This is a genomic window from Carnobacterium maltaromaticum DSM 20342 (genome assembly GCF_000744945.1).
GTDB classification, from domain to species: Bacteria; Bacillota; Bacilli; order Lactobacillales; family Carnobacteriaceae; genus Carnobacterium; species Carnobacterium maltaromaticum.
On record NZ_JQMX01000001.1, the window covers coordinates 598,869 to 621,361 of the forward strand.

The window sequence follows — 22,493 nt, forward strand, 5'->3', positions numbered from 1 at the left end:
CATAAGTAGCTGTTATTTAGTATACTCGATATATAAATAATGTTCCTTAGGAGGAAATATGGATTTAACAACTATAATGAACCGTTTAGCAGAACTAGGCGATGAGCAGACAAAAAAAACATTTATGAGACATGGTGCTACAGAGCCACTTTTTGGTGTGAAAATTGGTGACTTAAAAAAATACCTAGTCAAAGAACTTAAAAATAATAATGAATTAGCCTTGGCTTTATTTAATACAGGAAATTCAGATGCTCAATATTTAGCTGGTTTAATTATTAATCCTAAAAAAGTCACTAAAGAACAACTTCAAACCTGGGCTACACAATCTAACTGGTCAATGATTTCTGAATCCATCGTAGCTAGTGTAGCAGCTGAAAGTCCTTATGCAGTAGAATTAGCCACTGAATGGATGAAATCAGAAAAAGAACTAATTCAAGATGCTGGCTGGGCAGCCTATGCCAATTTCATTTCAATTACTCCAGATAGTTTACTTAACAAGGATGAGATTTTAGAGTTATTAAAAATTGTTGAAACCACCATTCATTCTGCTAAAAACAGGGTTCGCTATTCTATGAATCAGTTCGTTATTTGTGTGGGAAGTTATTATGCTCCCTTAGTTGAAGAAGCTGCACAAGTTGCTAGTATTATTGGAAAAGTTTCTGTTAATGTTGGAAATACAGCGTGTAAAGTTCCTATTGCAACTGAAACTATTGAAAAGATCATTAAATTAAATCGCGTGGGTAAAAAAAGAAAGAACGCTGTTTGTTAATAAAATGGAGCTTTGTACAGTTACTTGTGCGAAGCTTTTTTATTTAAATAACTCAAGGGATATTATTTGCTATAAAGAACGAATGTTTGTATACTTTTAAAGTAATAACTAAAAGATTAGTAGGAGTGATTCATTTGGCCAAAATTTATCCATATCTAGCATTTAATTCTGCAAAAGAAGCCTTGGACTATTATACTGAAGTTTTTGGAGCAACGGACATTATACGTTTACCAGTTAGTCCTGAACAAGCAACTCAATTTGGGATTTCACCTGAAAAGTTAGCTGACACAACTATGCACGCTAGCTTTACTGTTTTAGGAGCACCTTTATTTTGCGCTGACAATTTTATGGGACCCGTACAATCATCAAATCAAGTTTCCATTATGTTAGATATCAATAGCGAAGATGCTCAGGCAGCACATGAAGCTGATGCTTTTTATCAAAAAATAGCTGCATCAGGTCAAGCCAAAATCACAATGCCGTTTGAAGAACAATTTTGGGGCGGAAAGATGGGGCAACTTGTTGATAAATATGGCATAACATGGATGCTACACTCTCAACCTTATTCAAAAATAAACTTGAACACTAAATAAGTAACAGAAAGAGGGATCGTATTGAAAAAATTATTTGATGAAACACATGAGCATGAGACTGGTGACTTTAGAACAATTTGGTATGGTTATATATCAGAAACTCCTGATACCGAATTACAAAACAAACTACTAACCATTATAAAAGAAGATTTAACGAAGGAAAAGAAACATGTAAACACAGTTACTCATTGGATATTTTATCATGACAAAACAAGTGGAGATGCGATAGGAGATACTGTTAGAGCTGCCTTTATGGTGCGCGAAAAAGATGGGAAGTTTGTTGCAAATTATACGATGAGTGACTTCGATTTTGTAATATCCTTTGATGTCTTGAATCAATTTAAAGTCGATATGGAAGCAAGATTAAATCAAAAGTAACGCCGCGTCTAACGAGAAAAAAGGGCAGTGTTGTTTTAGATTTTACACCAAATAATAACTAAATTCAAAAGAATAAAGATTATAAAAATCACAGTTTGAGAGTAGTCTCAAACTGTGATTTTTTGTCTTATTTTGATACTTTTAAACGTGCGACTAACTCTTTATCTGGTGTTACATAAACCGTTCGTTGTCCTTCATAAATAACATAACCGGGTTTAGCGCCATTCGGTTTACGAATCAATTTTACTGGGACTAAATCAACTGGAACAGAGGCAGATAATTGGGATTTTGAAAAATAAGCAGCAATATTGGCAGCTTCTAAAATCGTTTCCTCAGATGGATCAGCATCTTGAATAATGACATGGGATCCGGGAATATTTTTAGTATGCAACCAAATATCTGATTTTCTAGCCGTTTTTAACGTCAATTGGTCATTTTGCAAATTATTTTTACCAACTAAAATGGTGGTTCCATCACTAGATAAATAGGTATCAGGTTTACTTTGTTGAGCTTTCATTTGTTTCTTTTTCGTTTTTTTCTTTTTTAAATAGCCTTCTTGCATTAATTCATCTTTGATTTCAGCAACATCTTTTGGTGTAGCTAATGAAAGTTGAGTAGCAACAGACTCTAGATAGTCAATTTCACTTAACGTTAATTCAATTTGTTCACCAACGAAAGCCACAGCATTGCGTAATTTTTGGTACTTAGCAAAATATTTTTGAGCATTTTGAGAAGGATTTTTACGCACATCTAGTGTAATTAAAAGTGGTTTTTCTTCATCATAAAAGTTAGGTAATGTAACTTCTTTTTGACCTTTTTCAAATTCATGTAAATAGGCAGTTAAAATTTCACCTTTAACACGATAATCATCTGCATATTCAGTTTCAACTAACGTTTTTTCTAATTTTTTTAGTTTTTTAACATTTCGTTGCAATTCAACGTTAACTAGACGAATCAACTCTGACCCTTGTTGATTCACCCGATCTTTTTCAGCTTTTCCACTATAATAAGCATCTAACAATTGGCTTAAACTAGGAAATAGTTTCTTTTCTCCCGTTAAACTTAAGAATGGAGTCGGTGTGAAATGTTCTTTTTTATTATTTTCCGTTAATGTTGGAGTGTATTTCCCGTCCGAAACTTCACTAATAAAAGCCTGAAATACAGCAGGAAGTTCGGCAGGATTGCTTTCACTACGATAAACTAACTCTGCTGCCGTATCGCCACCTAAACCTTGGTAAGCCGTTTGGAGTTGTTTTTGCATCGTTGTTTCAGGATCTGGTGTAACGACTTGGGCAATCTCAGCTTCAGTTGTAGCAAATGGATTTAATTTATCTTGATGGGGTGGTGAAATATAGGTTGCCCCAGGCATCACAGAACGATACGTATTCATACTCGTTGGCACATGCTTAATACAGTCTACGATTCTTTTTGTATCTTGTTCAATTAAAAAGATATTACTGTGACGTCCCATTAATTCAACAATTAAAACAACATTACGCACATCACCAATTTCATCACGACTTTTAAAAGTAAAATGAATCACTCGGTCATTGCCAATTTGTTCAATATTTTCTAGTATCGCGCCTTCAAGTTGCTTGCGCATCATCATGCAGAAATTTGGCGGAGTATTTGGGTTTTCATATGGGATTTCGGTAATTTGGATACGAGCATAGCTTGGATGAGCAGAAAGTAATACTTTATGATTTTTCCCGTTGGCACGCATCACTAAGATAATTTCGCTTTGGTAGGGTTGATGAACTTTTGAAATACGTCCATTGCTTAGCAATTCTTTTAACTCATCAACCATTGTATGGGTAAAAATACCATCAAATGACATGGAATCCCCTCGCTTTCTTTTATTAACTAATTTCTTTTATTTTAGTTTAGTCTTCTTAAAAACCAATAGCTTAATTATAACGTTTAATAGGCAAATAAGAAAGTGGCAATTCATCCTTGTATGTTAAAGGTATTGGACAAGTCAGCTGATAAAGAGAGCTGCTTTTAGACAAAGAATAAAAACAATATTGTATCTTTGACCTCCCTTTTTAGAGCTGTTTACACTACTTTGAAAAGAAGAAGTGCTAAAAGCAACAAATCTCATTTCCAATCCTAGTTTCAGCTGATATAGTTTTAAATAAAAAACAAATGAAGGAGAATTTATGAAAAATAGATTACGTAAGTGGCAACAGATAAGTCTGTTAATTTTAACAGGAATCATGGTGAATTCTTTCACTCCCGAGGGAATAACCATTGCCTCAGAATCAAATGAACCACAATCTCAAACACTGGTGATAAAAGATAGCTCTGTGCCTCAAGAAGCCATTGCAAGTCCTGAAGATTCAGAGATAGCGCCACCAACTGAAAACAGTGAAAAACCTCAAGATCAATCAACTTCTTTGAGTGAATTACCACCAGAATCAGCAACAGAAATAGAAAGTACGTTTACCGTGGAAGACTATAAAAACAGTGATGCCTCTGAATTAGCAGTTGCTGTCAGGAATAAACAGGTGAGCAGTGTCCAATTAGTTCAGTTTGCTTTTCAGGTTATTGAAGAAAACGACAAAATATACAATGCAATGATTTCACTACGCAAAGAAGAGGCCTTAAAAGAAGCTAGTAACTTGCAAGATACCGGACAACCTTTTTTAGGAGTTCCTCTTGTGGTAAAAGGCTTGGGACATACTATTAGTGGTGGCTATAATTCGAACGGATTATTATTTGGAAAAGATAGTATTTCAAAATCAACGAGTACTTTTGTCAAAGCTTTTCAAAATGCTGGTTTTATCGTGATTGGACAAACAAACTTTCCAGAGATGGGGCTTAAAAATATCACGAATTCGAAGCTATACGGGCCAACTGGTAGTGCATGGAATTCAGCTTATCAAGCAGGTGGCTCATCTGGGGGTTCGGCAACGGCAGTAGCTGCTGGATATACTCCCATTGGAACTGGAAGCGATGCTGGAGGCTCTATTCGAATCCCTGCTTCTTGGAATGGAATTATCGGATTCAAACCTTCTCGTGGCGTTTTAATTGGAAATTCAGCTAGCGAAAGAGGACAGACAAGTCATTTTGCAGAAACAAAGAGTATGGCAGATACACGCGCTTTGTTTGATGCCTTAAAAAACAAAGAGTTACCCCAAAATACCTTCACAAAAAATGTAAAAATTGGATATTCGGTAAAATCACCAGTCAATACGCAAGTTGATCCCGAAGCTATCCAAGCAGTAGAGAGTGCGGTGGATTTTTTACGTGAGGAAGGGTTTCAAGTTGAAGAAGTTGACTCTCCCTACGATGGAGTAGAATTAATGAAAAATTATTATACTATTGGAGCTAGTTCTATGGGGATTATTGACTATTTAGCGAAGCAACAAGCAAAACGACCAGTAGAAATAGCGGATGTAGACTGGACTACCTGGGCTTTATTTCAAGCAAGCAAAGACTTAACTAAACTAGATCTTGACCAAGCTTGGGAAAATGTGCGTAAAATTACAGATGAGTTAGTCACTTTTCAAAATGACTATCCTTTATTTTTAACACCGACAACTGCTACAACCGCACCACTACTAAACGATACGGCTATGCTCCCAGAACATATTGAACAAATTAAAAATATGGAAAATAGACCAAAAGAAGAAAAATTAAACCTTGTTTATGAACAATGGTTAGCAGGGTTGACCCATACACCTTTTACTCAAATTTCAAATTTAACAGGCGCGCCAGCCATAAGTTTACCGACTTATGTTTCCCAAGAAGGCCTACCATTAGGCATTCAATTTACAACCTCAGCCGATAATGATTATTTATTATTAGATGTGGGAGATTATTTTGAAAATCATTATGGCTTTAATCGTATCGCTGCTGAAATACCGGAAATACCAATTGATAAAGAAACTCCAATTCCAAATGAATCAGCGGTGACTGAAGATGCTGAAATAACTAACAACGGTGAAGAAACAAAAGTTGAACCTATTCCTGATAGTGGAAATCAAGAATTATCTAAGCCTAATTTAACTCTTAAACAGCAATTAAGTGCTAACAATCTAGTAATCGAAGAAACAAAAATTGACTTACAAAAAAACTTTCCTAAAACCAGCGAAAAAGTCTCTCCGACATTCTTATTAATCGGAAGTTTTATTCTTATGACGACGAGTGGAGGAATCTGTTTAAAGTTTATCATGCAAAAGAAAGCTGAAACCTCTAGAACAGGTAAGAGAAGCAAAACTTATTGTTAAAGTTGAAGTTGTTTTGATTGACATTTTTTTTGTAGAAAAGGTACACTAAAAAATAGGGAAAAAGTGTTAGTTGCTAGACAAGAATTTTACAGCAAGGGTGATGGGGATGGATTGGTATTATCAGGGTGATCGCGGCCCGGAAAAATGGAAAGATATTTGTGCTATTTTTAAAGAGGCAGAAGAAGGCAGCTTACAATCGCCAATTTGCTTAAATCAAAAGGATGTAACGAACTGGATTGCTTCTGGCTTACTCCAATTTGATTATCATCCAACGACTTTTGAAACATCTTACTATAACCATACGCTGCATTTAGCGCCGATAGCCAATGAAAGCATTAATCATGTAGTCTTCAATCATAAGCGCTATGTTTTAGAAGATATTCACTTTCACTTACCAAGTGAACATTTGATAGATGAAAAAAGTTTTCCGTTAGAGTTTCATATGGTGCATCGCTCACCTAAAAATGAATTATTGGTAATTGGAATTATGGCAGAGCCAACAATGGTTCCTTTAAATGAAAAAATGGCGAATCTAGATCGTAAAGCTTTGAATCCTAGAAATTCAGCTCGTGGATTATTGGTTCCAATTGATTTAATGCAATTATTACCAGATGAATTAGGCTTTTTTCATTATTCAGGCTCATTAACGACTCCACCAACATCAGGCCCGGTCAATTGGGTTGTATTTAAGTCACCAGTTTATATGCGTCAAGGTTTATTGGAGGCTTTTAAAGAACAAATAGGAAAAACAAACCGACCCGTTCAGCCAAGAAAAAATCGACCGATTTATTTATCAAAATAAAAAGGCTTGACATCTGGTATGGACTAGGTTAAATTAGTATTTAATTAGAGAAAGATTAAAGCGCAACGAAAAAGAGTAAGTAGCATTAGAAAACGTAACAAGAGAGTTGTCGGTTGGTGGGAGACAATTACGTGGGTAGTGTGAATGGACTTTTGAGCGTTGAACCCGAACCATTTTATGCAGTAGGGGGATCGATTAGGCCTTATCGTTATACAAGGCATCCACTTCATTTGTAACAATGAATGAGTTGGACTAAGTGAATCAGTAAGCTGATTAATCAAGGTGGCACCACGAGTTTATCGTCCTTGTCTATTTATTTAGACATGGAGATAGGCTCTTTTTTTATCAAAAAAATTGCATAAATGAAATCGTTACGTAAGGATGAGTAGCTTAGCTTAATTTTTCTGTAGAGAGTCAGTGGTTGGTGAAAACTGATGTTAAATGAGTAAGTGAATGGCCCTTATAGTGTTGCTTTGAACCCTAATTTGAAAGTAGGAGCAAACGTCTTCTCACGTTACTGAGATAGAGTATTTAACGTACTCGAAATGAGATAAAAAGACTTGTTTATTCGTCTTTTTAATAGAGGTGGTACCGCGAATTTTCGCCCTCTAAATTCTAGTGATACAACTGGAATTTAGAGGGCTTTTTCTATTTTTCAACTTAGAGGAGGATTTATTTTATGAAAAAAATGACAGTATTAAAAAAAGATAGTCACTCTATCAATCAACTTTATCGGGCACTAACGGGTGAAAAGAAGGTATTACTAGAATCGTATGACAACAATACTTCTAAAGGACGATTTTCGATTATTGCCCGTAATCCGCTACACGAATTAAAAGTCTATCAAAAAAATTTTTATTTTGATGGGGTAAAAAGTGTAGAAGCAGATCCTTTGGCTAAAATTCAACACTTTATCTCGCGTAATCATGGAGAGAATCAGCTAGTCTTACCCTTTCAGGGCGGAGGAATTGGTTATGTAGGTTATGACACTTTAGCTATCTATGAAAATCTCGGTCCACTGCCACCTGAGACACGAGACATTCCTGATTGCTGCTTTTACATTTATGAGTCGTTTATGATTTTTGATCATCAAAAAAAACAGTTAACACTAGTAGAAGATAATACGTATTCTGGTAGAAGTGCAGAGCAGCTAACAAATGATTTAGCAAAAATAAAAAAAGAAATCAGCCTTTTTTTAAGACAAGATAATCCCAAAAAAGCAACTCAAAAATTTAATTTAGACTATCAAAGTAATTTAGATAAAGAAACCTTTATCAACTTAGTCAATCAAGCAAAAAGGAAAATTCATGAAGGTGATTGTTTCCAAATCGTTTTATCCCAACGCCTTACAGCACCTTTTACTGGGGATTCGTTTAGCTACTATGAAGAGCTCCGACTTTTGAATAAAACCCCTTATCTCTATTATTTAGATTTTGGTGAAACAAAAATTATCGGCTCATCTCCTGAAAGTTTAGTTAAAGTTGAAGGACAATTAGTCACAACTAATCCAATTGCTGGAACTAGAAAACGTGGCAAAACAAGCGGAGAGGATGAGTATTTAGCGAACGAACTGTTGCGTGATGAAAAAGAATTGGCTGAACATCTCATGCTCGTTGACTTAGGTCGGAATGATATTGGCAAAGTAGCTGAAATCGGCTCGGTTAGTGTTCCCGTTTATTTAACCATTGAACGATTTCGCTATGTGATGCATATTGTTTCAGTGGTTTCTGGAAAATTAAAAACCAACCTTACAGCATTAGACGCTTTAAAATCTGTTTTACCAGCAGGAACAGTCAGTGGTGCACCTAAATTAAGAGCAATGGAACGCATTTATCAATGGGAAAATGTGCGCCGAGGTATCTACGGGGGTGCAGTTGGCTATCTGAGTAACAATGGCGATTGCGATTTTGCTTTAGCAATTCGAACAATGATTTTGCATAAAGAGCAAGCCTATGTGCAAGCTGGTGCAGGAATTGTTTTTGATTCCGTTCCAGAATCGGAGTATCTAGAAACATTACAAAAAGCCAAAGCTTTACTGGAGGTAGGAAAATGATTTTATTAGTCGATAATTACGATTCATTTACGTATAATCTAGCCCAATATATTGGTGAATTTGCTCATGAAGTCGTCATCAAACGAAATGATGCATCTGATCTTTTTGATAGTGCGACACAAGCTGATGGAATTATTCTTTCGCCTGGTCCAGGCACACCAAGCACTGCTGGTAACATGCAGGAATTAATTCGAATTTTCCATCAAACAAAGCCTATTCTAGGTATTTGTTTAGGACACGAAGGCATTGGTCAATTTTTTGGCGCAAAGTTAGTTATTGCTGAGTCTGTTATGCATGGAAAGGTCTCAAAAATTTCTCAAAATGGCGGAGCTATTTTTCAACAGTTGCCGGATGAATTAACCGTTATGAGATATCATTCACTCGTTTTATTAAAAGAACATTTCCCTGAAACGCTAACTATTCTAGCCACTTCAATGGATGATCATGAAATTATGGCTTTAAAAGTCAAGGATTATCCAGTTTATGGTCTGCAATTTCATCCAGAATCAATTGGAACACCCAACGGTAAAAAAATGATTGAGAATTTTATTAAAGAAACTAGAAAGGAGACGAAAGTAAATGATTGAAACATTATTGCAAAAAATTTATCGAAAAGAGAATTTATCGATTTCCGAAACGCGTTTGATTGGAAGCTATATGCTTAGCGGGACAGCTTCATCTATTGAAATTACAGCTTTCTTAACCGCTTTAAAAATGAAAGGTGAAACAATTGATGAGATGGTAGGAATGGTTGAGGCAATTAAAAGTTTAGGAGCATCTGTTCAAGAAGAATCAGCAACAGCCATGGATAATTGCGGCACAGGGGGGGATGCTTCTGAAAGTTTTAATATTAGTACAACCTCAGCTTTTGTTTTAGCCGCAGCTGGGATTCCCATTGCCAAACACGGCAATCGCAGTATTTCTAGCCGTTCTGGAAGTTCAGATGTTTGCCAAGAACTAGGGATTGAATTAAATTTATCTATTGAAGAAGCAACGCAAGCTTTAAAAACAGTTGGAATTACCTTTATATTTGCGCCATATGTACACCCGAATATGAGATATGTTAGTAGTATTCGTAAAGAATTAAAAACTCCAACTATTTTTAATTTAATTGGTCCGCTAACAAATCCTGTTCCTCTTGAAACTCAGTTAGTGGGTATTTATCGGCGGGATTTAATTGAAAATGTGGCATTAACCTTACAACAATTAGGGAGAAAACGAGGAATTGTGGTTAATGGAGCTGATTTTATGGATGAAGCTTCTCTAAGTGGCACCAATCATTATGCATTGCTAGAAGATGGAATAGTCAGTCTCCATACTATTACACCGGAAGAAGTCGGCTTGAAAACCTATCAACTAGCAGATATTAAAGGTGGCGATGCCAAAGAAAATGCGGCAATCTTACTAAGTGTACTACGAGGAGAATCAAGTGCCTATTATGATACGGTTTTATTAAATAGTGGATTGGGGCTTTATGCCAATGGAAAAGTCAGCTCAATTAAAGCCGGAGTCGAAATGGCAAATAAAGTAATCCAGTCAGGCTTAGCCTTACAAAAATTAGAGGAAATCAAACTATTTACCCAAGGAGTGAAACAATTATGAGTTTTTTAGAAGAAATTATTGCAGTAAAAAATAAAGAAGTCGCTAGTATGCAAATAGAAGAAATCAAAAAAATTAAGAAACGTCCTTCTTTTTATCAATTTTTAAAAGAGCACCCTCAGCACATGCAACTTATTGCTGAAATTAAACGAGCTTCTCCATCTAAAGGAGCCATTGCTACAGATATAGATCCATTAAGCCAAGCTATGTTGTATGAAAAAGCTGGTGCAGGAGCAATTTCTGTTTTAACGGATGAACAATTTTTTAAAGGCTCCATTACTGATTTACAACGAGTAGCAGAAGTAGTAAATGTGCCGTTATTATGCAAAGACTTCATTATTTCAAAAAAACAATTGATTCGAGCTTCAAATGCTGGAGCATCGATTGTCTTGTTAATTGTTGCCGCTTTGTCTGTTAAACAATTAACTGAGTTGTATCAAGCTGCTGAAGAATTAGGGCTAGAGGTATTAGTTGAAGTTCATGATTTAGCAGAATTAAAAATTGCTGAAAATTTAGGAGCCAAATTAATTGGAGTCAATAACCGTAATTTAAAAACGTTTGACGTCAGCATCGCAGTTAGTGAAATCTTAGCGAAAGAGCTGTCTTTAAAAGGCTCAACTTGCTACATTAGCGAAAGTGGTTTTAAAGAAAAAGCAGATGTTCAGCGTGTTGCCAAAGACTATCAAGCTGTTTTAGTTGGAGAAGCATTGATGCGTGAACAATCACCAGAACAAGCTGCTAGAAATTTGAGGATTAAGCGATGAAAGTAAAAATATGTGGCTTAAAAGAAGCCAAGGATGTAGAGACAGCTATTGAAGCTGGCGCTGATTTTATTGGATTTGTTTTTGCGCCCAGTAAAAGACAAATCACAAAAAAACATGCTCATGAACTTGCGAAAAAAATTCCAAAACGAGTAAAAATTGTGGGTGTATTTGTAGATGTGCCCTTAGAGGAAGTCCTAGATTTTATTAAAAGTGTCCCATTGGATTTGGTTCAATGTCATGGCAATGAATCTGTAGTGTATCTAAATCAGCTACCAGTTCCAGCAATTAAAGCCTTTGGGGTTCAATCTGACTTTGCTTTGGAAAAATTAAAACCATATGCAGACCATTATTTGTTGTTAGATGCACCAATTGCTGGCAATGGTGAAACCTTTGAATGGAAAAATTTAGCCATACCTGTTGATTATCGAAAGCAGCTATTTTTAGCAGGTGGATTAACCGCTAGCAATGTTCAATCGGCGATTCGCTATTTTCACCCTTTAGTAGTTGATGTTTCCTCAGGTGTTGAAACAAACCAGCAAAAAGACCCTCAAAAAATTAAAGAATTTATAAAAAAAGCAAAGGAAGTGGCGTAATATGACTTATCAAGCCCCAGACAAAAATGGATTTTATGGAAATTATGGCGGACGTTTTGTTCCTGAAACCTTAATGGAAGCCGTTAAAGAATTAGAACTAGCCTATGAAGCATCAAAAACAGATGAAGCTTTTCAAAAAGAATTGGCTTACTATTTGACGGAATATGTTGGACGTAAAAGTCCGTTGTATTTCGCTGAACAACTAACACATTATGCTGGTGGTGCCAAAATTTATTTAAAAAGGGAAGACTTAAATCATACAGGAGCACACAAAATCAATAATACCATTGGGCAAGCTTTGTTAACCAAAAAGATGGGCAAGCGGAAAATTGTAGCCGAAACAGGGGCTGGACAACATGGTGTTGCGACAGCGACTGTTGCAGCCTTGTTCAATATGGACTGTATTATTTTCATGGGGGAAGAAGATGTGAAACGTCAAGCTTTAAATGTCTTCCGGATGGAGTTACTAGGCGCAACAGTGGTAACCGTAACCTCTGGCGGAAAAACCTTAAAAGATGCCGTTAATGAAGCTCTACGCTATTGGGTTGCACATGTCGAAGACACTCACTATGTAATGGGATCCGTTTTGGGTCCACATCCATTTCCACAAATTGTTCGTGATTACCAAAGTGTAATTGGGTTGGAAGCTAAAGAACAACATTTAGAAAAAGAAAATCGTTTACCTGAAGCTATTGTGGCTTGTGTTGGTGGAGGTAGTAATGCTATGGGTTTATTTTATCCATTTATTAATGATGAATCTGTCAAAATGTACGGCGTTGAGGCTACTGGGATGGGAATTGAGACTACTTTACATGCAGCTTCGATGGCAAAAGGGGAAGTCGGTGTGCTTCATGGTTCTATGATGCACGTTTTACAAGATAAATTTGGTCAAATCACGGAACCTTATTCGATTTCTGCAGGCTTAGATTATCCAGGTGTCGGACCAGAGCACAGTTTTTTCCGTGACTTAGGACGAACAACGTATCACGGTGTAACAGATAAAGAAGCGATAGCTGCTTTTCAACTACTCTGCCAAGTTGAAGGGATTATTCCAGCTTTGGAAAGCTCACATGCGATTGCTTATGCTATTAAGTTAGCAAAAGAAATGCAGCCTGAAGAAAGTATGATTGTGTGTTTATCAGGCCGTGGCGATAAAGACGTAGATCAAATTAGAACGTACTTAAAAGGAGGAAGCTCTCATGAATAAAAAGACCTTAGAGAAAGCTATTAGACAAGCTAAAGTACCGGTAGTTACCTATATTATGGCCGGCGACGGAGGTCTGGATCAATTAGAAAAAGATTTACAGTTACTGGAAGAATCCGGTGTTGCAGCAATCGAATTAGGGATTCCTTTCTCTGATCCTGTTGCTGATGGACCAGTTATTCAAGCTGCTGGATTAAGAGCCCTAAATGATGGGGTGTCGTTGGAAGGGATTTTAACAAAATTATCAACAAGTAAAGTCAAGGTTCCCTTAGTGATTATGAGTTATTTTAATCCAATCATGCAAATAGGAATTGAGCATTTTGTTCATTTAGCTCAAAAAACGTTCATCAAAGGGCTAATTATTCCTGATTTGCCCTATGAACATCAAGAATTGATTCAACCTTACCTATCAGGAACAGATATTGCCTTAGTTCCATTAGTTTCTTTAACAAGCCCCTTAGAACGAATTAAAACTCTTGTCAGCGAAGCTGAGGGGTTCGTCTACGCTGTAACTGTTAATGGCACAACTGGTGAGCGCCAATTATTCAATGCGGATTTGGATCGACATTTGGAGACTATTAAAGCATTGAGTCCTGTTCCAGTTTTAGCTGGCTTTGGAATTTCTAACTTAGATCAAGTCAAACATTTTAACCAAGTATGTGATGGCGTTATTATCGGAAGCAAAATTGTTGATATGCTACACAGGAAAAAAAGAATGGAATTGGAAGACTTTTTAAAACAAGCAACCGAGACATTTAAATAAAGTATTCCATACCAGTTCTTTTTATACATCAAATGAATAACTCTAAATAACAATGTGTAATAAAACGATGAAAAAACAAATAATAAATGGTATAATATAACTGGAACCTTAATACGGAATTTAAGTGTTAACTTAAATTAAATTTGGAGGATGTATGTTTTGGAAAAAGTAATGGAATCAATAAAAAAAAACATGATAAAAATTGATGAAGTCGACTTAGACAGACTACCTGAGGAACCCGGAATATTTTTAGTATATCGAGAACCTGGTGAAAAGCATGAGTTTAACAATCAATCTGTAAATAATAGTATAAATAATAGTAAAAAAAATTATGATGCAATTATTTTAAAAGACTACTTTGACCAAATTTATAAAGATGATAAAGCTACTATTTTAATGGTAGATTTTAACATTAATTTAAAAAAAGGTATAAAAAGTTTTTTGATGACAGGTGGATTAGCTGTTTCTGATTCAGAAAATTTAAAGTATGAAAGTAAAGGAAAAATAATTTGGCAAATGCAAAATTATTTAAATTTAAGCATCGGGTATATAACGATTGAAGATCCAAAAAAGATTAAAACTCAATTAATCAATTGGTTCAAAAATAAATACAATGGCATACCTATTGCTAATCATAAATTTGTTGACAATGACGCAATTGCTTCTTGGAGTGGATATAACTTTCAAGGAGCTTCAATGCTCCTTAATGTATTAAAAAGAATGAATAGTATTTGTGAGATAGAATATAAACTTTTTGCTGTTGAACTAGAAAAATATGAAGATTACGTTATTTATAGAAATAATACACCTATTGAATTGTATCAAGTAAAAGCAAGACTTAACGATATAAAGCAGAATGCATATAGTGACGCGATAACAAAATTGTTATTACACAAGAAACAATTAACCTCAAAACATAATTTGAGTGATACTAAAATAAAATGTTTCTTAGTATCTGCAGTGGAAATAGATGATTGGTGTCATTCTGAAATTGAACTATATCAACATCAGTCAAAATATCACCAACCCTTAAAAAAAATAGTCAAATATATTAAAGATGAAATACAAATTTTTTATAGTAACAAAGAAATAAAATATGACAAGGTTTTAATTGAAAATTCATATAGTTTCCTTTGCCAAGAAATAGATAAATTAATTTATCAAAACCATTACAACCGTTCGAAAAAAAAAGAGTTGGACTATAAAATTAACATGTCAACATTTAATGAAATATTAATGACGTCAAATAAAAAAATGATTGTAAGCTTGATTGCTAGAAATCAAGAAAGAGTTCAAAAGGAAATATTTTCATCAATAGAAAAAAAATTCGAAAACTACTGCAATAGATGCACAAATAAAATTTGTCAGGTATGTTCAATACCAAATTTTGTTTCAGCTCTCAATACTATTGACGTTTTAAAATATGGCATTATTTTGTCACCAATGGAAGAACATACAGAAGACGATTATCGAGTAGCAGCTGCATTTAGTGTAAATAATTTAAACACAGTATTTAAACAATTTAGAATGTCTCAAGCTGATTGGTTTGAGTATGATAGCAATCATATATTTATAAAAAAAGATAATTCGGAAAGAAATATAATACCTACCGCATTAAATTTTGAAGATGATAGCGATGAATCTCTTAGCATACAAGAATTTTTTAAATTATTCTCAACTAATCCAAATCTTAACTTGATTATTAAAAATAGCGCCTTAACATCGAAGATGGAGAATAAGTCTATATTTTTTGATAATAGTAATATAACAAAATCACCTGGAAATGAATATACTTCTAAATCAAAGAGTAGTATCAAGCAACAATTAAATCTTGAACTTATAAATCAAACTGAATTTAAACATAGAATGGAGTAGCAAATATTATGGAAAAATATGAAAAAATTATAAAATTAATGAATAACTTCGAATTGATACCAGGAAAGATAACAGAGATAAGTAGATTTAGTGATTCAGATTTATTTATTTATGAACGTTATGACTCAGGAAAACATTATTTTTTCCATTTTATTAAAGAACAGACATTGAAATACCATCTAAAAAAAGTGGAAAATTGCATTTTAAAAAAATTTGGAAAAGATTTTATTCCACAAGATTCATATCTTATTTTATTTTATGAAACAGAAAAAATAACAAATCAATTCTTAAAAGAGGTCATTGATATTGAAGAGAATGAATTTTTATTTAAAAAATATGTTTTTTACTATACAAAAGATGAATTAACTGAGGCTGAAGCTCGCTCATCAAAATTTTCGTTACTAGATGATTTTTGGGAGTTTCTAAGTGACTCTTCAGAAGATAATTTAACGGAAAACTTTTTCTTACGATTAGCTATAAAAGTACCTATTATTTCTTTAAATTTTGAAGCAAGAAATTTACAAGAGTTTGAGGATATATTTAATAAAAAAGTTAAAGGATTAAGATCGTTAAATGATGATATGATAATCGAATTAAATTCTAATATCGAGAAAGATATGGCTGATATAAATCTAACATCGTCGTTGGAGCCTAGTAAAATAATAGCAACTAATTTATTAAGAGAAATATATGGAGGCGATTTTGATGAGTATCTATCTGAATAAGCTTACTATAGAAAACCTAAGAAGCATACACTCCAATATACCGCTTAAGCTAGATTTTTCTAACATCAATACTACTGTTTTAGATGGGCCTAATGGTTATGGAAAATCAACTATTTTTGATGCAATTGAACTGTTAATTTCAGGTAAAATTGAACATTTTAAGAAAGATATACAAAATAGAGGTTCTGTTGATTTAGATCAAATTGCAAATAATAAAAACAAACTCACATGTATCACAGGAGAATTTAAACGTAAAGATGGTACTTGTTTTAACATTATTCGAGAAATAGATTGGACAAAACCTGAAACTAAACGTCAAACTATTAAAATAGATGATAATCAACAAAATGAATATGTACAATTTACAGGTAATTTATTTGAATTGTTAGGTATTTCAAAAGAAATTTTCGAAGTGGGAATGTATGTTTCTCAAAGTGATTCTTTAAAATTTTTACAAAATAAATATGGTAACAGAAAAAAAATCCTTACTAGTATTCTAGGAAAAGAAGATTTAATCGAAAAAAAAGAGTACATTAAATCTATAGGTAACTCATTTAGGGAATTGAATAAAAATTATACAAAAGAATTACAAAAAAGAAAAGAAAAATTAGTTAAAGTGATTACAGAATTAGAAAAATTTAATAATGAAGATCAAAAAGCAAACAATTTATATAGTAAACTCTTTCCAGATAACAATTATGATTTTGATAAAAAAGAATTTGATTTAACTACTCCTTATTCACTGGTTATTGGTGATTTACCAAAGATAAGAGATTTTTTACAAAAATACCCACTTTTCTTAGAACAAAAAAAATATGATGAATTAAAGTCAGTCGTCAGTATAGTTAAGAAAGAAGCATTATTAAAAGCATATTTTTATAGAGATGAATTTCCGTTACTAATAGAAAAATCAAATTATCTTGAAGCATTAAAAGAATTAGCTGAAAAAAAAGAGAAGAAAAAAATACCTAAAAATAATTGGATTATAATGAACCAATTTCCATTAGAATATGATGATTTGAATGCAGTGGATGAAAGTTTAAAAAAAATAGAGATAACTAAAAATAAAACCTCAAGAAAAATTGATGAAATTCTAGAAAAGAGAGTTGCTTTAAAAATCAGCCATGAACATAGTGATATCTTAAAAGACCAAGAATGTCCTTTTTGCGGAAAATTAGTTCCTGATTTAGAGGAATCTTATAATGTCTTAACAACATCGCTTAAAGAAAAATTGAGTTATGAACAGCAACAAATCGCTGAACTTAAGGCGAAAAAAATAAAATATTCTGATGCTATTTGGATAGAAATTGAAAAAAAAATAGAGAATGATGCTTCTTTATTAAAAATATTTGTAGAAGTTTCATCGCTTTTAAATACCAATACTGATGAAGTGAAAAAAATTATACCCTATAAGAGTTTGAAAAATTTTAAATATAATAGCAGTAAATCTAGCCAAAATAGTTTTATAGAGTTTTATGACTATTTAAAGAATTACTTTAATGGTTTATTAGATGATTCAAAAACTCATTTCAACTCAAATGAGTTTGGGCTCTATAATTATATATTTAAATCCTTTTTTAATGAAAAATCACCATCAATAACTATAGAGAATATTGACCAAAAAATTGGGTATATTTTTGGTTATTACCATGATAAAAACAATATAGATTTAACGGAAAATAACATTAAGTTAAAAAAAGTTAACGAACAGTTAGCTATTTCAACTAGTGTTACTTTGGAAAAATCAAAATACTTAGATGGATTATCTAAGATTTACGAAGACAGTTATACAATGTATCAAACTGATATTGTTAAAAAAATAAAAATACCACTGTATATTATTAGTGGCCGGATACTTCAAACCTATCAATTAGGATTAGGTATAAAAGTAAATGTAAAAGAAAATCAAGTCTTTTTTGAAGCAGGAAATGTTAAAGGCGATATTTTTAATGTCTTAAGTCTAGGACAGCTTAATGGAGTAATATTATCAATATTAATTGCGTTACGAAAAACTTATATAGATTCTGATGGATTAAATTTATTATTAATTGATGATCCACTGCAATCAATTGATGATATAAGTACGCATTCTTTTATTGATTTACTTTCGGAAGAATTGGGTGATACTCAGATATTACTTTCAACACACGAAGATGAAAAAAGTAATTTAATCAAATATAAATTTAATCAGGTGGGTAAGGCAAGTAAAAACTTTAATATGCAAAAAATTTATCTTGAAAGATAAACAAATATATACTAAATATGAAAAAATTTTGATTGTGTATTTTAAGTTTTGAATTTATGATTTTTTATTGAAACTAGGAAAACATAAACATAATATTCCCTTGACAGTTTAAGAAACCCATAGTAAGATGGATTTACAGAATTAAAAACAAAGGAGATCATTTTTATGTATACTTATTCTATTCGTATTCAAACACAACTGAATAGTAGCTGGCAAAGCCAAAATAGATAGGTTGATTGAAATGAGATTCTCATGGATACAGCCTTCAGAAATCTGAACGTGTATCTATGTTGGTTTATTTGAGAATTCAAATTAAAAGTACACCACATAGAAAGAGATAGTCTTATTCTATGTGGTTTTTGTTTACCTAAAAACAGTAACCACGAAGCATGTTTAGTCGTTGGTTACTGTTTTTTTGCTTTTAAATTATAACGAAATGAACTGAGAAATGGGAGGAACTAAAATGAAAAAAATGATTGGATTTATCACTGTATTAGCCCTTATTTTAAGCTACGCTTTTGTCACAGAATCAAAAAAAGAGGATCAGAAAAAATCAGCTATTCCTGTGGTTGGTGTTTTACAATTAACAAGTCATCCAGCCCTAGATAAAATTTATGAGGGAATTGTTGATGCTCTTAAAGAAGATGGGTTTATCGATGGCAAAACTATGGTTTTAGATTTTCAAAATGCTCAAGGCGACCAAAGTAATTTAAAAACCATGAGCGAGCGCTTTATGACTAAAAAAGCAGATATTATGGTCGGAATCGCGACTCCTTCTGCTCAAGCACTAGCCAATGTTTCCAGCGAAGTTCCAATTGTTTTAGGAGCTGTTACGGATCCTAAAGGTGCAGGCTTAGTTAAAGACAACCAACACCCAGGTGGAAATATTACTGGCGTTAGCGATCAAACACCTGTTGAGGATCAATTTAATTTGATTAAAACCTTAGTCCCTGAGGCAAAGAAAATTGGAATTATCTATTCCTCAAGTGAAGATAACTCAATTATTCAAGGGAAGCAAGCTGCTAAAGCCGCTAAAAAACTAGGATTAGAAACGATTACTGCTACAGTTGCCTCAACAAACGATGTGTCTCAAATTGCGACTAATTTAGCCACCCAAGTTGATGCCATCTATGTCCCAGCTGATAATACAGTTGCTAGTGCTATGAGTACCTTAGTTAATATCACGGATGCTGCGAAAATACCTGTTTTTCCAGCAGTAGATACGATGGTAGAAGAAGGTGGTTTAGCCACAGTTGGTCTCAATCAATATGAATTAGGCAAAATGACGGGGAAAATGACTGCTCGTATTTTAAAAGGTGAAAGTAAGCCGGCAACAACACCAATTGAATATTTAAAAACCGGGGATAAAATCGTTAATCCTAAAAAAGCTCAAGAATTGGGCATTACAATTCCACAAGATATTTTAGATTCAGCCATTATTATCAAATAAAGAATGACGTAGGAGGAAATCAGTATGAACTTAATTGTAACGGCAACATCCCAAGGATTGTTGTGGGGAATTATGGCATTAGGAATTTTTATTACTTTTCGAATTTTAGACTTACCAGATATGACGGCAGAGGGATCATTTCCGTTAGGGGCAGCTGTCTGTGTGAAATTGATTATTATGGGGATTCATCCCATTGTAGCAACCTTAATTGCTTTTGTAACTGGGATGTTGGCAGGGGCAGTCACAGGGATTTTAATTACAAAATTTAATATACCTGGTTTACTAGCTGGAATTTTAACTATGACTGGTTTGTACTCGATTAATTTAAGAGTGATGGGGCGTGCGAATCTAAGTTTACTTGGTAAACCAACAATTGATAATCTCTTACAAAAATTTAATCTACCAAGTCAATTTGATACCATTTTTATCGGATTATTTATCGCAGTTTTTGTCATTAGCGCATTAGTTTTATTCTTTCGAACTGAACTGGGTCAAGCCTTAATTGCAACTGGTGACAATGAAATCATGGCCCGTTCATTAGGGATTTCAACAAACAAGACTAAAATTCTTGGTTTAATGCTTTCTAATGGACTAATTGCCTTTGCGGGTGCTTTAATCGCGCAAGATGACGGTTATGCAGACATTAGTAAAGGGGTTGGAACTATCGTCATTGGTTTAGCTTCTGTGATTATCGGAGAGGTTGTTTTTGGTAATCTATCCTTTAAAAATCGCTTAATATGTGTTATTTTAGGTTCCATTATTTATCGTTTAATTATTATGTTCGTCTTATTTATTGGCTTAGAATCAAATGATTTAAAACTTATTTCAGCCTTTATTTTAGCTATTTGTTTAGCAATGCCAAGTTTAAGAACAAAACTCAATTTAAATTTCTTTACTACAAATAAGGAGGCCAGATAATGATGACACTACCATCTGTTTTATCCATTAAAGGTATTAAGAAAACATTTTATCCTGGAACAGCTAATCAAAATGAAGTTCTAAAAGGGCTAGACCTAGAAGTCAAAGCTGGTGATTTTGTCACAATTATTGGTGGAAATGGTGCAGGTAAATCAACCTTATTAAATAGTATTGCGGGAAATTTTATCATTGATTCTGGTTCAATCAAAATTAATGATAAAGACATCACTAAACTTAAAGAAGATCAGCGTGCGGGCTTGATTGGCAGAGTTTTTCAAGATCCTCGCTTAGGAACAGCACCTAGAATGACCGTTGGAGAAAATATGGCAATGGCTTATCGACGTGGGGCTAAAAGAGGGCTGAGAAAAGGTACCTCAGCTAAAGAACAAGACTTCTTTAAAGAACAACTTAGCCGTCTAGATTTAGGCTTAGAAGATCGTTTAGCTACAGAAATGGGGCTATTATCTGGTGGTCAACGGCAAGCAATTACCTTATTAATGGCTACAATGAAACGACCAGAGTTACTCCTATTAGATGAACATACGGCAGCCTTAGATCCTAAAACGGCTAAAGTCGTGTTAGCCTTAACAGATGAACGCATTAAAGCGGATAACTTAACAGCCTTAATGATTACTCATAATATGCAAGATGCTTTAACCTATGGCAATCGCTTAATAATGTTAGATTATGGTAAAGTTGTTGTCGATTTAAACGCTTCAGAAAAAGCAAATTTAACTGTGCCAAAAGTCATGAACTTATTCCAATCTGCTACGAAGGATGGCCAGATTAAAGATGAAATGATTCTTTCGTCAAATTAATAAAACTTGATTAAATCAGTTTTTTAGCATATAGTTGCACTATACAACGAATTAGTTGCGTAGTGCAAATATATGCTTTTTTTATTGATTTTAACAGAATAATCATAGAACTAGGAGAACTTACGATGGGGATTGAATCTGGATTATTAGAACAAATAAATACTTTTTATCAAGAACTTTCTGAACTAAAAAAACAAGTTTTAAAACAACATCGAATCAACGAAGCACAACTAAAAATTTTAACAGAATTAAAAATAGAAGCTTTATCTTTGAAGAAATTAGCTCTTAGTTTAACTACCGACAAATCAACACTTAGCCGGCAAGTTGCTTCTCTGGTCAAATCTGGTTGGCTCATTAAAGATCAATCCGCCGATAAACGAATGCAATTCATTTCTTTAACGGTTTTTGGTAAAGAATCTTTAACAAAAATAGAAGAGCAGTTGGAACAACCATGGACCAGCCTTTTTCATACGTGGTCTGAAGAAGAAAAACAATTGCTTTCAATTTTACTTGGAAGAGTGGCAAGAAGCTTGCATCAACAGAAAAAGGTGGAGGAGTAGAAAGAGGAATTGATAATTTTTTTCTATTCTTTAGTTATGATGAAGGGAAATAATAAACCAACTACTTTGGAACAATTCCTATTTTCTTGCCAGAGTTAACCAGTCCAACAAGCTTTTTATTAGGCCAGCTCTTTTGGACCAACTCTTCGAGA

At 33.6% G+C, this 22,493-nt stretch carries 20 protein-coding genes and 2 other annotated features; of the genes, 19 read left to right on the forward strand and 1 reads right to left on the reverse strand.

Annotation, left to right across the window (positions count from 1 at the left end):
* Positions 1-58 precede the first annotated feature (58 nt).
* From BR77_RS02790 to BR77_RS02800, 3 genes are all read left to right on the forward strand, one after another.
* A complete protein-coding gene (locus tag BR77_RS02790) occupies positions 59-769 on the forward strand; it encodes a DNA alkylation repair protein (protein WP_015076388.1) in 711 nt (236 codons plus the stop codon).
* A gap of 134 nt (positions 770-903) precedes the next feature.
* The gene (locus tag BR77_RS02795) at positions 904-1,362 is read left to right on the forward strand and encodes a VOC family protein (protein WP_015076387.1); all 459 of its coding nucleotides are present in this window, start codon (positions 904-906) and stop codon (positions 1,360-1,362) included.
* A 21-nt stretch (positions 1,363-1,383) separates the two neighbouring features.
* Entirely contained in the window at positions 1,384-1,740 is a 357-nt protein-coding gene (locus tag BR77_RS02800; RefSeq protein ID WP_015076386.1) for a hypothetical protein, read from the forward strand.
* A 127-nt stretch (positions 1,741-1,867) separates the two neighbouring features.
* Here the strand turns inward: BR77_RS02800 and BR77_RS02805 are convergent, their stop codons facing one another.
* Positions 1,868-3,577 (reverse strand): NFACT RNA binding domain-containing protein, encoded by a 1,710-nt coding sequence (locus BR77_RS02805; RefSeq protein WP_016356444.1) that lies wholly within the window; start codon positions 3,575-3,577, stop codon positions 1,868-1,870.
* A gap of 322 nt (positions 3,578-3,899) precedes the next feature.
* Between BR77_RS02805 and BR77_RS02810 the strand changes: the two genes are divergently transcribed.
* From BR77_RS02810 to BR77_RS02885, 16 genes are all read left to right on the forward strand, one after another.
* Positions 3,900-5,972: an amidase family protein gene (locus BR77_RS02810; protein ID WP_015076383.1), complete on the forward strand. Its 2,073-nt coding sequence runs from the start codon at positions 3,900-3,902 to the stop codon at positions 5,970-5,972.
* 70 nt (positions 5,973-6,042) lie between these two features.
* Positions 6,043-6,774 (forward strand): carbonic anhydrase, encoded by a 732-nt coding sequence (locus tag BR77_RS02815; protein WP_257613189.1) that lies wholly within the window; start codon positions 6,043-6,045, stop codon positions 6,772-6,774.
* A 56-nt stretch (positions 6,775-6,830) separates the two neighbouring features.
* Positions 6,831-7,084: a binding site (T-box leader), on the forward strand.
* Positions 7,085-7,136: 52 nt separating this feature from the next.
* Positions 7,137-7,386: a binding site (T-box leader), on the forward strand.
* A gap of 67 nt (positions 7,387-7,453) precedes the next feature.
* Positions 7,454-8,827 carry an anthranilate synthase component I gene (gene trpE / locus BR77_RS02820; RefSeq protein WP_035063879.1) on the forward strand — a complete coding sequence of 458 codons (1,374 nt, stop codon included), beginning with the start codon at positions 7,454-7,456 and terminating at the stop codon, positions 8,825-8,827.
* Positions 8,824-9,414, forward strand: coding sequence for an anthranilate synthase component II (locus BR77_RS02825; protein WP_015076379.1), 591 nt, complete (start codon positions 8,824-8,826; stop codon positions 9,412-9,414). Before trpE ends, BR77_RS02825 begins: the two co-directional genes overlap by 4 nt.
* Complete coding sequence (gene trpD, locus BR77_RS02830; protein WP_015076378.1) at positions 9,407-10,429, forward strand: anthranilate phosphoribosyltransferase; 1,023 nt, start codon at positions 9,407-9,409, stop codon at positions 10,427-10,429. Before BR77_RS02825 ends, trpD begins: the two co-directional genes overlap by 8 nt.
* Positions 10,426-11,190 (forward strand): indole-3-glycerol phosphate synthase TrpC, encoded by a 765-nt coding sequence (gene trpC / locus BR77_RS02835; protein WP_015076377.1) that lies wholly within the window; start codon positions 10,426-10,428, stop codon positions 11,188-11,190. Before trpD ends, trpC begins: the two co-directional genes overlap by 4 nt.
* The gene (locus BR77_RS02840; protein WP_035063882.1) at positions 11,187-11,783 is read left to right on the forward strand and encodes a phosphoribosylanthranilate isomerase; all 597 of its coding nucleotides are present in this window, start codon (positions 11,187-11,189) and stop codon (positions 11,781-11,783) included. The genes trpC and BR77_RS02840 overlap by 4 nt, the downstream gene beginning before the upstream one ends.
* Before the next feature lies 1 nt (position 11,784).
* Positions 11,785-12,990 (forward strand): tryptophan synthase subunit beta, encoded by a 1,206-nt coding sequence (gene trpB / locus BR77_RS02845; RefSeq protein ID WP_015076375.1) that lies wholly within the window; start codon positions 11,785-11,787, stop codon positions 12,988-12,990.
* Complete coding sequence (trpA, locus tag BR77_RS02850; protein WP_016356442.1) at positions 12,983-13,750, forward strand: tryptophan synthase subunit alpha; 768 nt, start codon at positions 12,983-12,985, stop codon at positions 13,748-13,750. The genes trpB and trpA overlap by 8 nt, the downstream gene beginning before the upstream one ends.
* Before the next feature lie 159 nt (positions 13,751-13,909).
* A complete protein-coding gene (locus BR77_RS02855) occupies positions 13,910-15,625 on the forward strand; it encodes an ABC-three component system protein (protein ID WP_035063885.1) in 1,716 nt (571 codons plus the stop codon).
* A gap of 8 nt (positions 15,626-15,633) precedes the next feature.
* Complete coding sequence (locus tag BR77_RS02860; RefSeq protein ID WP_015076370.1) at positions 15,634-16,350, forward strand: ABC-three component system middle component 1; 717 nt, start codon at positions 15,634-15,636, stop codon at positions 16,348-16,350.
* Complete coding sequence (locus BR77_RS02865; protein WP_035063887.1) at positions 16,331-18,595, forward strand: ATP-binding protein; 2,265 nt, start codon at positions 16,331-16,333, stop codon at positions 18,593-18,595. Before BR77_RS02860 ends, BR77_RS02865 begins: the two co-directional genes overlap by 20 nt.
* Before the next feature lie 463 nt (positions 18,596-19,058).
* On the forward strand, positions 19,059-20,045 hold the full coding sequence (trpX, locus tag BR77_RS02870) for a tryptophan ABC transporter substrate-binding protein (protein WP_015076366.1): 987 nt from the start codon (positions 19,059-19,061) through the stop codon (positions 20,043-20,045).
* Between the two features lie 24 nt (positions 20,046-20,069).
* Positions 20,070-20,963: an ABC transporter permease gene (locus tag BR77_RS02875; protein ID WP_015076365.1), complete on the forward strand. Its 894-nt coding sequence runs from the start codon at positions 20,070-20,072 to the stop codon at positions 20,961-20,963.
* Complete coding sequence (locus BR77_RS02880) at positions 20,963-21,781, forward strand: ABC transporter ATP-binding protein (protein WP_015076364.1); 819 nt, start codon at positions 20,963-20,965, stop codon at positions 21,779-21,781. Before BR77_RS02875 ends, BR77_RS02880 begins: the two co-directional genes overlap by 1 nt.
* A 125-nt stretch (positions 21,782-21,906) precedes the next feature.
* Positions 21,907-22,341 (forward strand): MarR family winged helix-turn-helix transcriptional regulator, encoded by a 435-nt coding sequence (locus BR77_RS02885; protein WP_015076363.1) that lies wholly within the window; start codon positions 21,907-21,909, stop codon positions 22,339-22,341.
* The last annotated feature ends 152 nt before the right edge of the window (positions 22,342-22,493 follow it).

What these genes read in the sequence shown, in the direction of transcription:
- BR77_RS02790 (WP_015076388.1), top strand. Translation starts at nt 59, where the DNA reads ATGGATTTAACAACTATAATGAACCGTTTAGCAGAACTAGGCGATGAG.
- BR77_RS02805 (WP_016356444.1), bottom strand. Translation starts at nt 3,577, where the DNA reads ATGTCATTTGATGGTATTTTTACCCATACAATGGTTGATGAGTTAAAA.
- BR77_RS02810 (WP_015076383.1), top strand. Translation starts at nt 3,900, where the DNA reads ATGAAAAATAGATTACGTAAGTGGCAACAGATAAGTCTGTTAATTTTA.
- trpE (WP_035063879.1), top strand. Translation starts at nt 7,454, where the DNA reads ATGAAAAAAATGACAGTATTAAAAAAAGATAGTCACTCTATCAATCAA.
- BR77_RS02825 (WP_015076379.1), top strand. Translation starts at nt 8,824, where the DNA reads ATGATTTTATTAGTCGATAATTACGATTCATTTACGTATAATCTAGCC.
- trpD (WP_015076378.1), top strand. Translation starts at nt 9,407, where the DNA reads ATGATTGAAACATTATTGCAAAAAATTTATCGAAAAGAGAATTTATCG.
- trpC (WP_015076377.1), top strand. Translation starts at nt 10,426, where the DNA reads ATGAGTTTTTTAGAAGAAATTATTGCAGTAAAAAATAAAGAAGTCGCT.
- BR77_RS02840 (WP_035063882.1), top strand. Translation starts at nt 11,187, where the DNA reads ATGAAAGTAAAAATATGTGGCTTAAAAGAAGCCAAGGATGTAGAGACA.
- trpB (WP_015076375.1), top strand. Translation starts at nt 11,785, where the DNA reads ATGACTTATCAAGCCCCAGACAAAAATGGATTTTATGGAAATTATGGC.
- trpA (WP_016356442.1), top strand. Translation starts at nt 12,983, where the DNA reads ATGAATAAAAAGACCTTAGAGAAAGCTATTAGACAAGCTAAAGTACCG.
- BR77_RS02860 (WP_015076370.1), top strand. Translation starts at nt 15,634, where the DNA reads ATGGAAAAATATGAAAAAATTATAAAATTAATGAATAACTTCGAATTG.
- BR77_RS02865 (WP_035063887.1), top strand. Translation starts at nt 16,331, where the DNA reads ATGAGTATCTATCTGAATAAGCTTACTATAGAAAACCTAAGAAGCATA.
- trpX (WP_015076366.1), top strand. Translation starts at nt 19,059, where the DNA reads ATGAAAAAAATGATTGGATTTATCACTGTATTAGCCCTTATTTTAAGC.
- BR77_RS02875 (WP_015076365.1), top strand. Translation starts at nt 20,070, where the DNA reads ATGAACTTAATTGTAACGGCAACATCCCAAGGATTGTTGTGGGGAATT.
- BR77_RS02880 (WP_015076364.1), top strand. Translation starts at nt 20,963, where the DNA reads ATGATGACACTACCATCTGTTTTATCCATTAAAGGTATTAAGAAAACA.
- BR77_RS02885 (WP_015076363.1), top strand. Translation starts at nt 21,907, where the DNA reads ATGGGGATTGAATCTGGATTATTAGAACAAATAAATACTTTTTATCAA.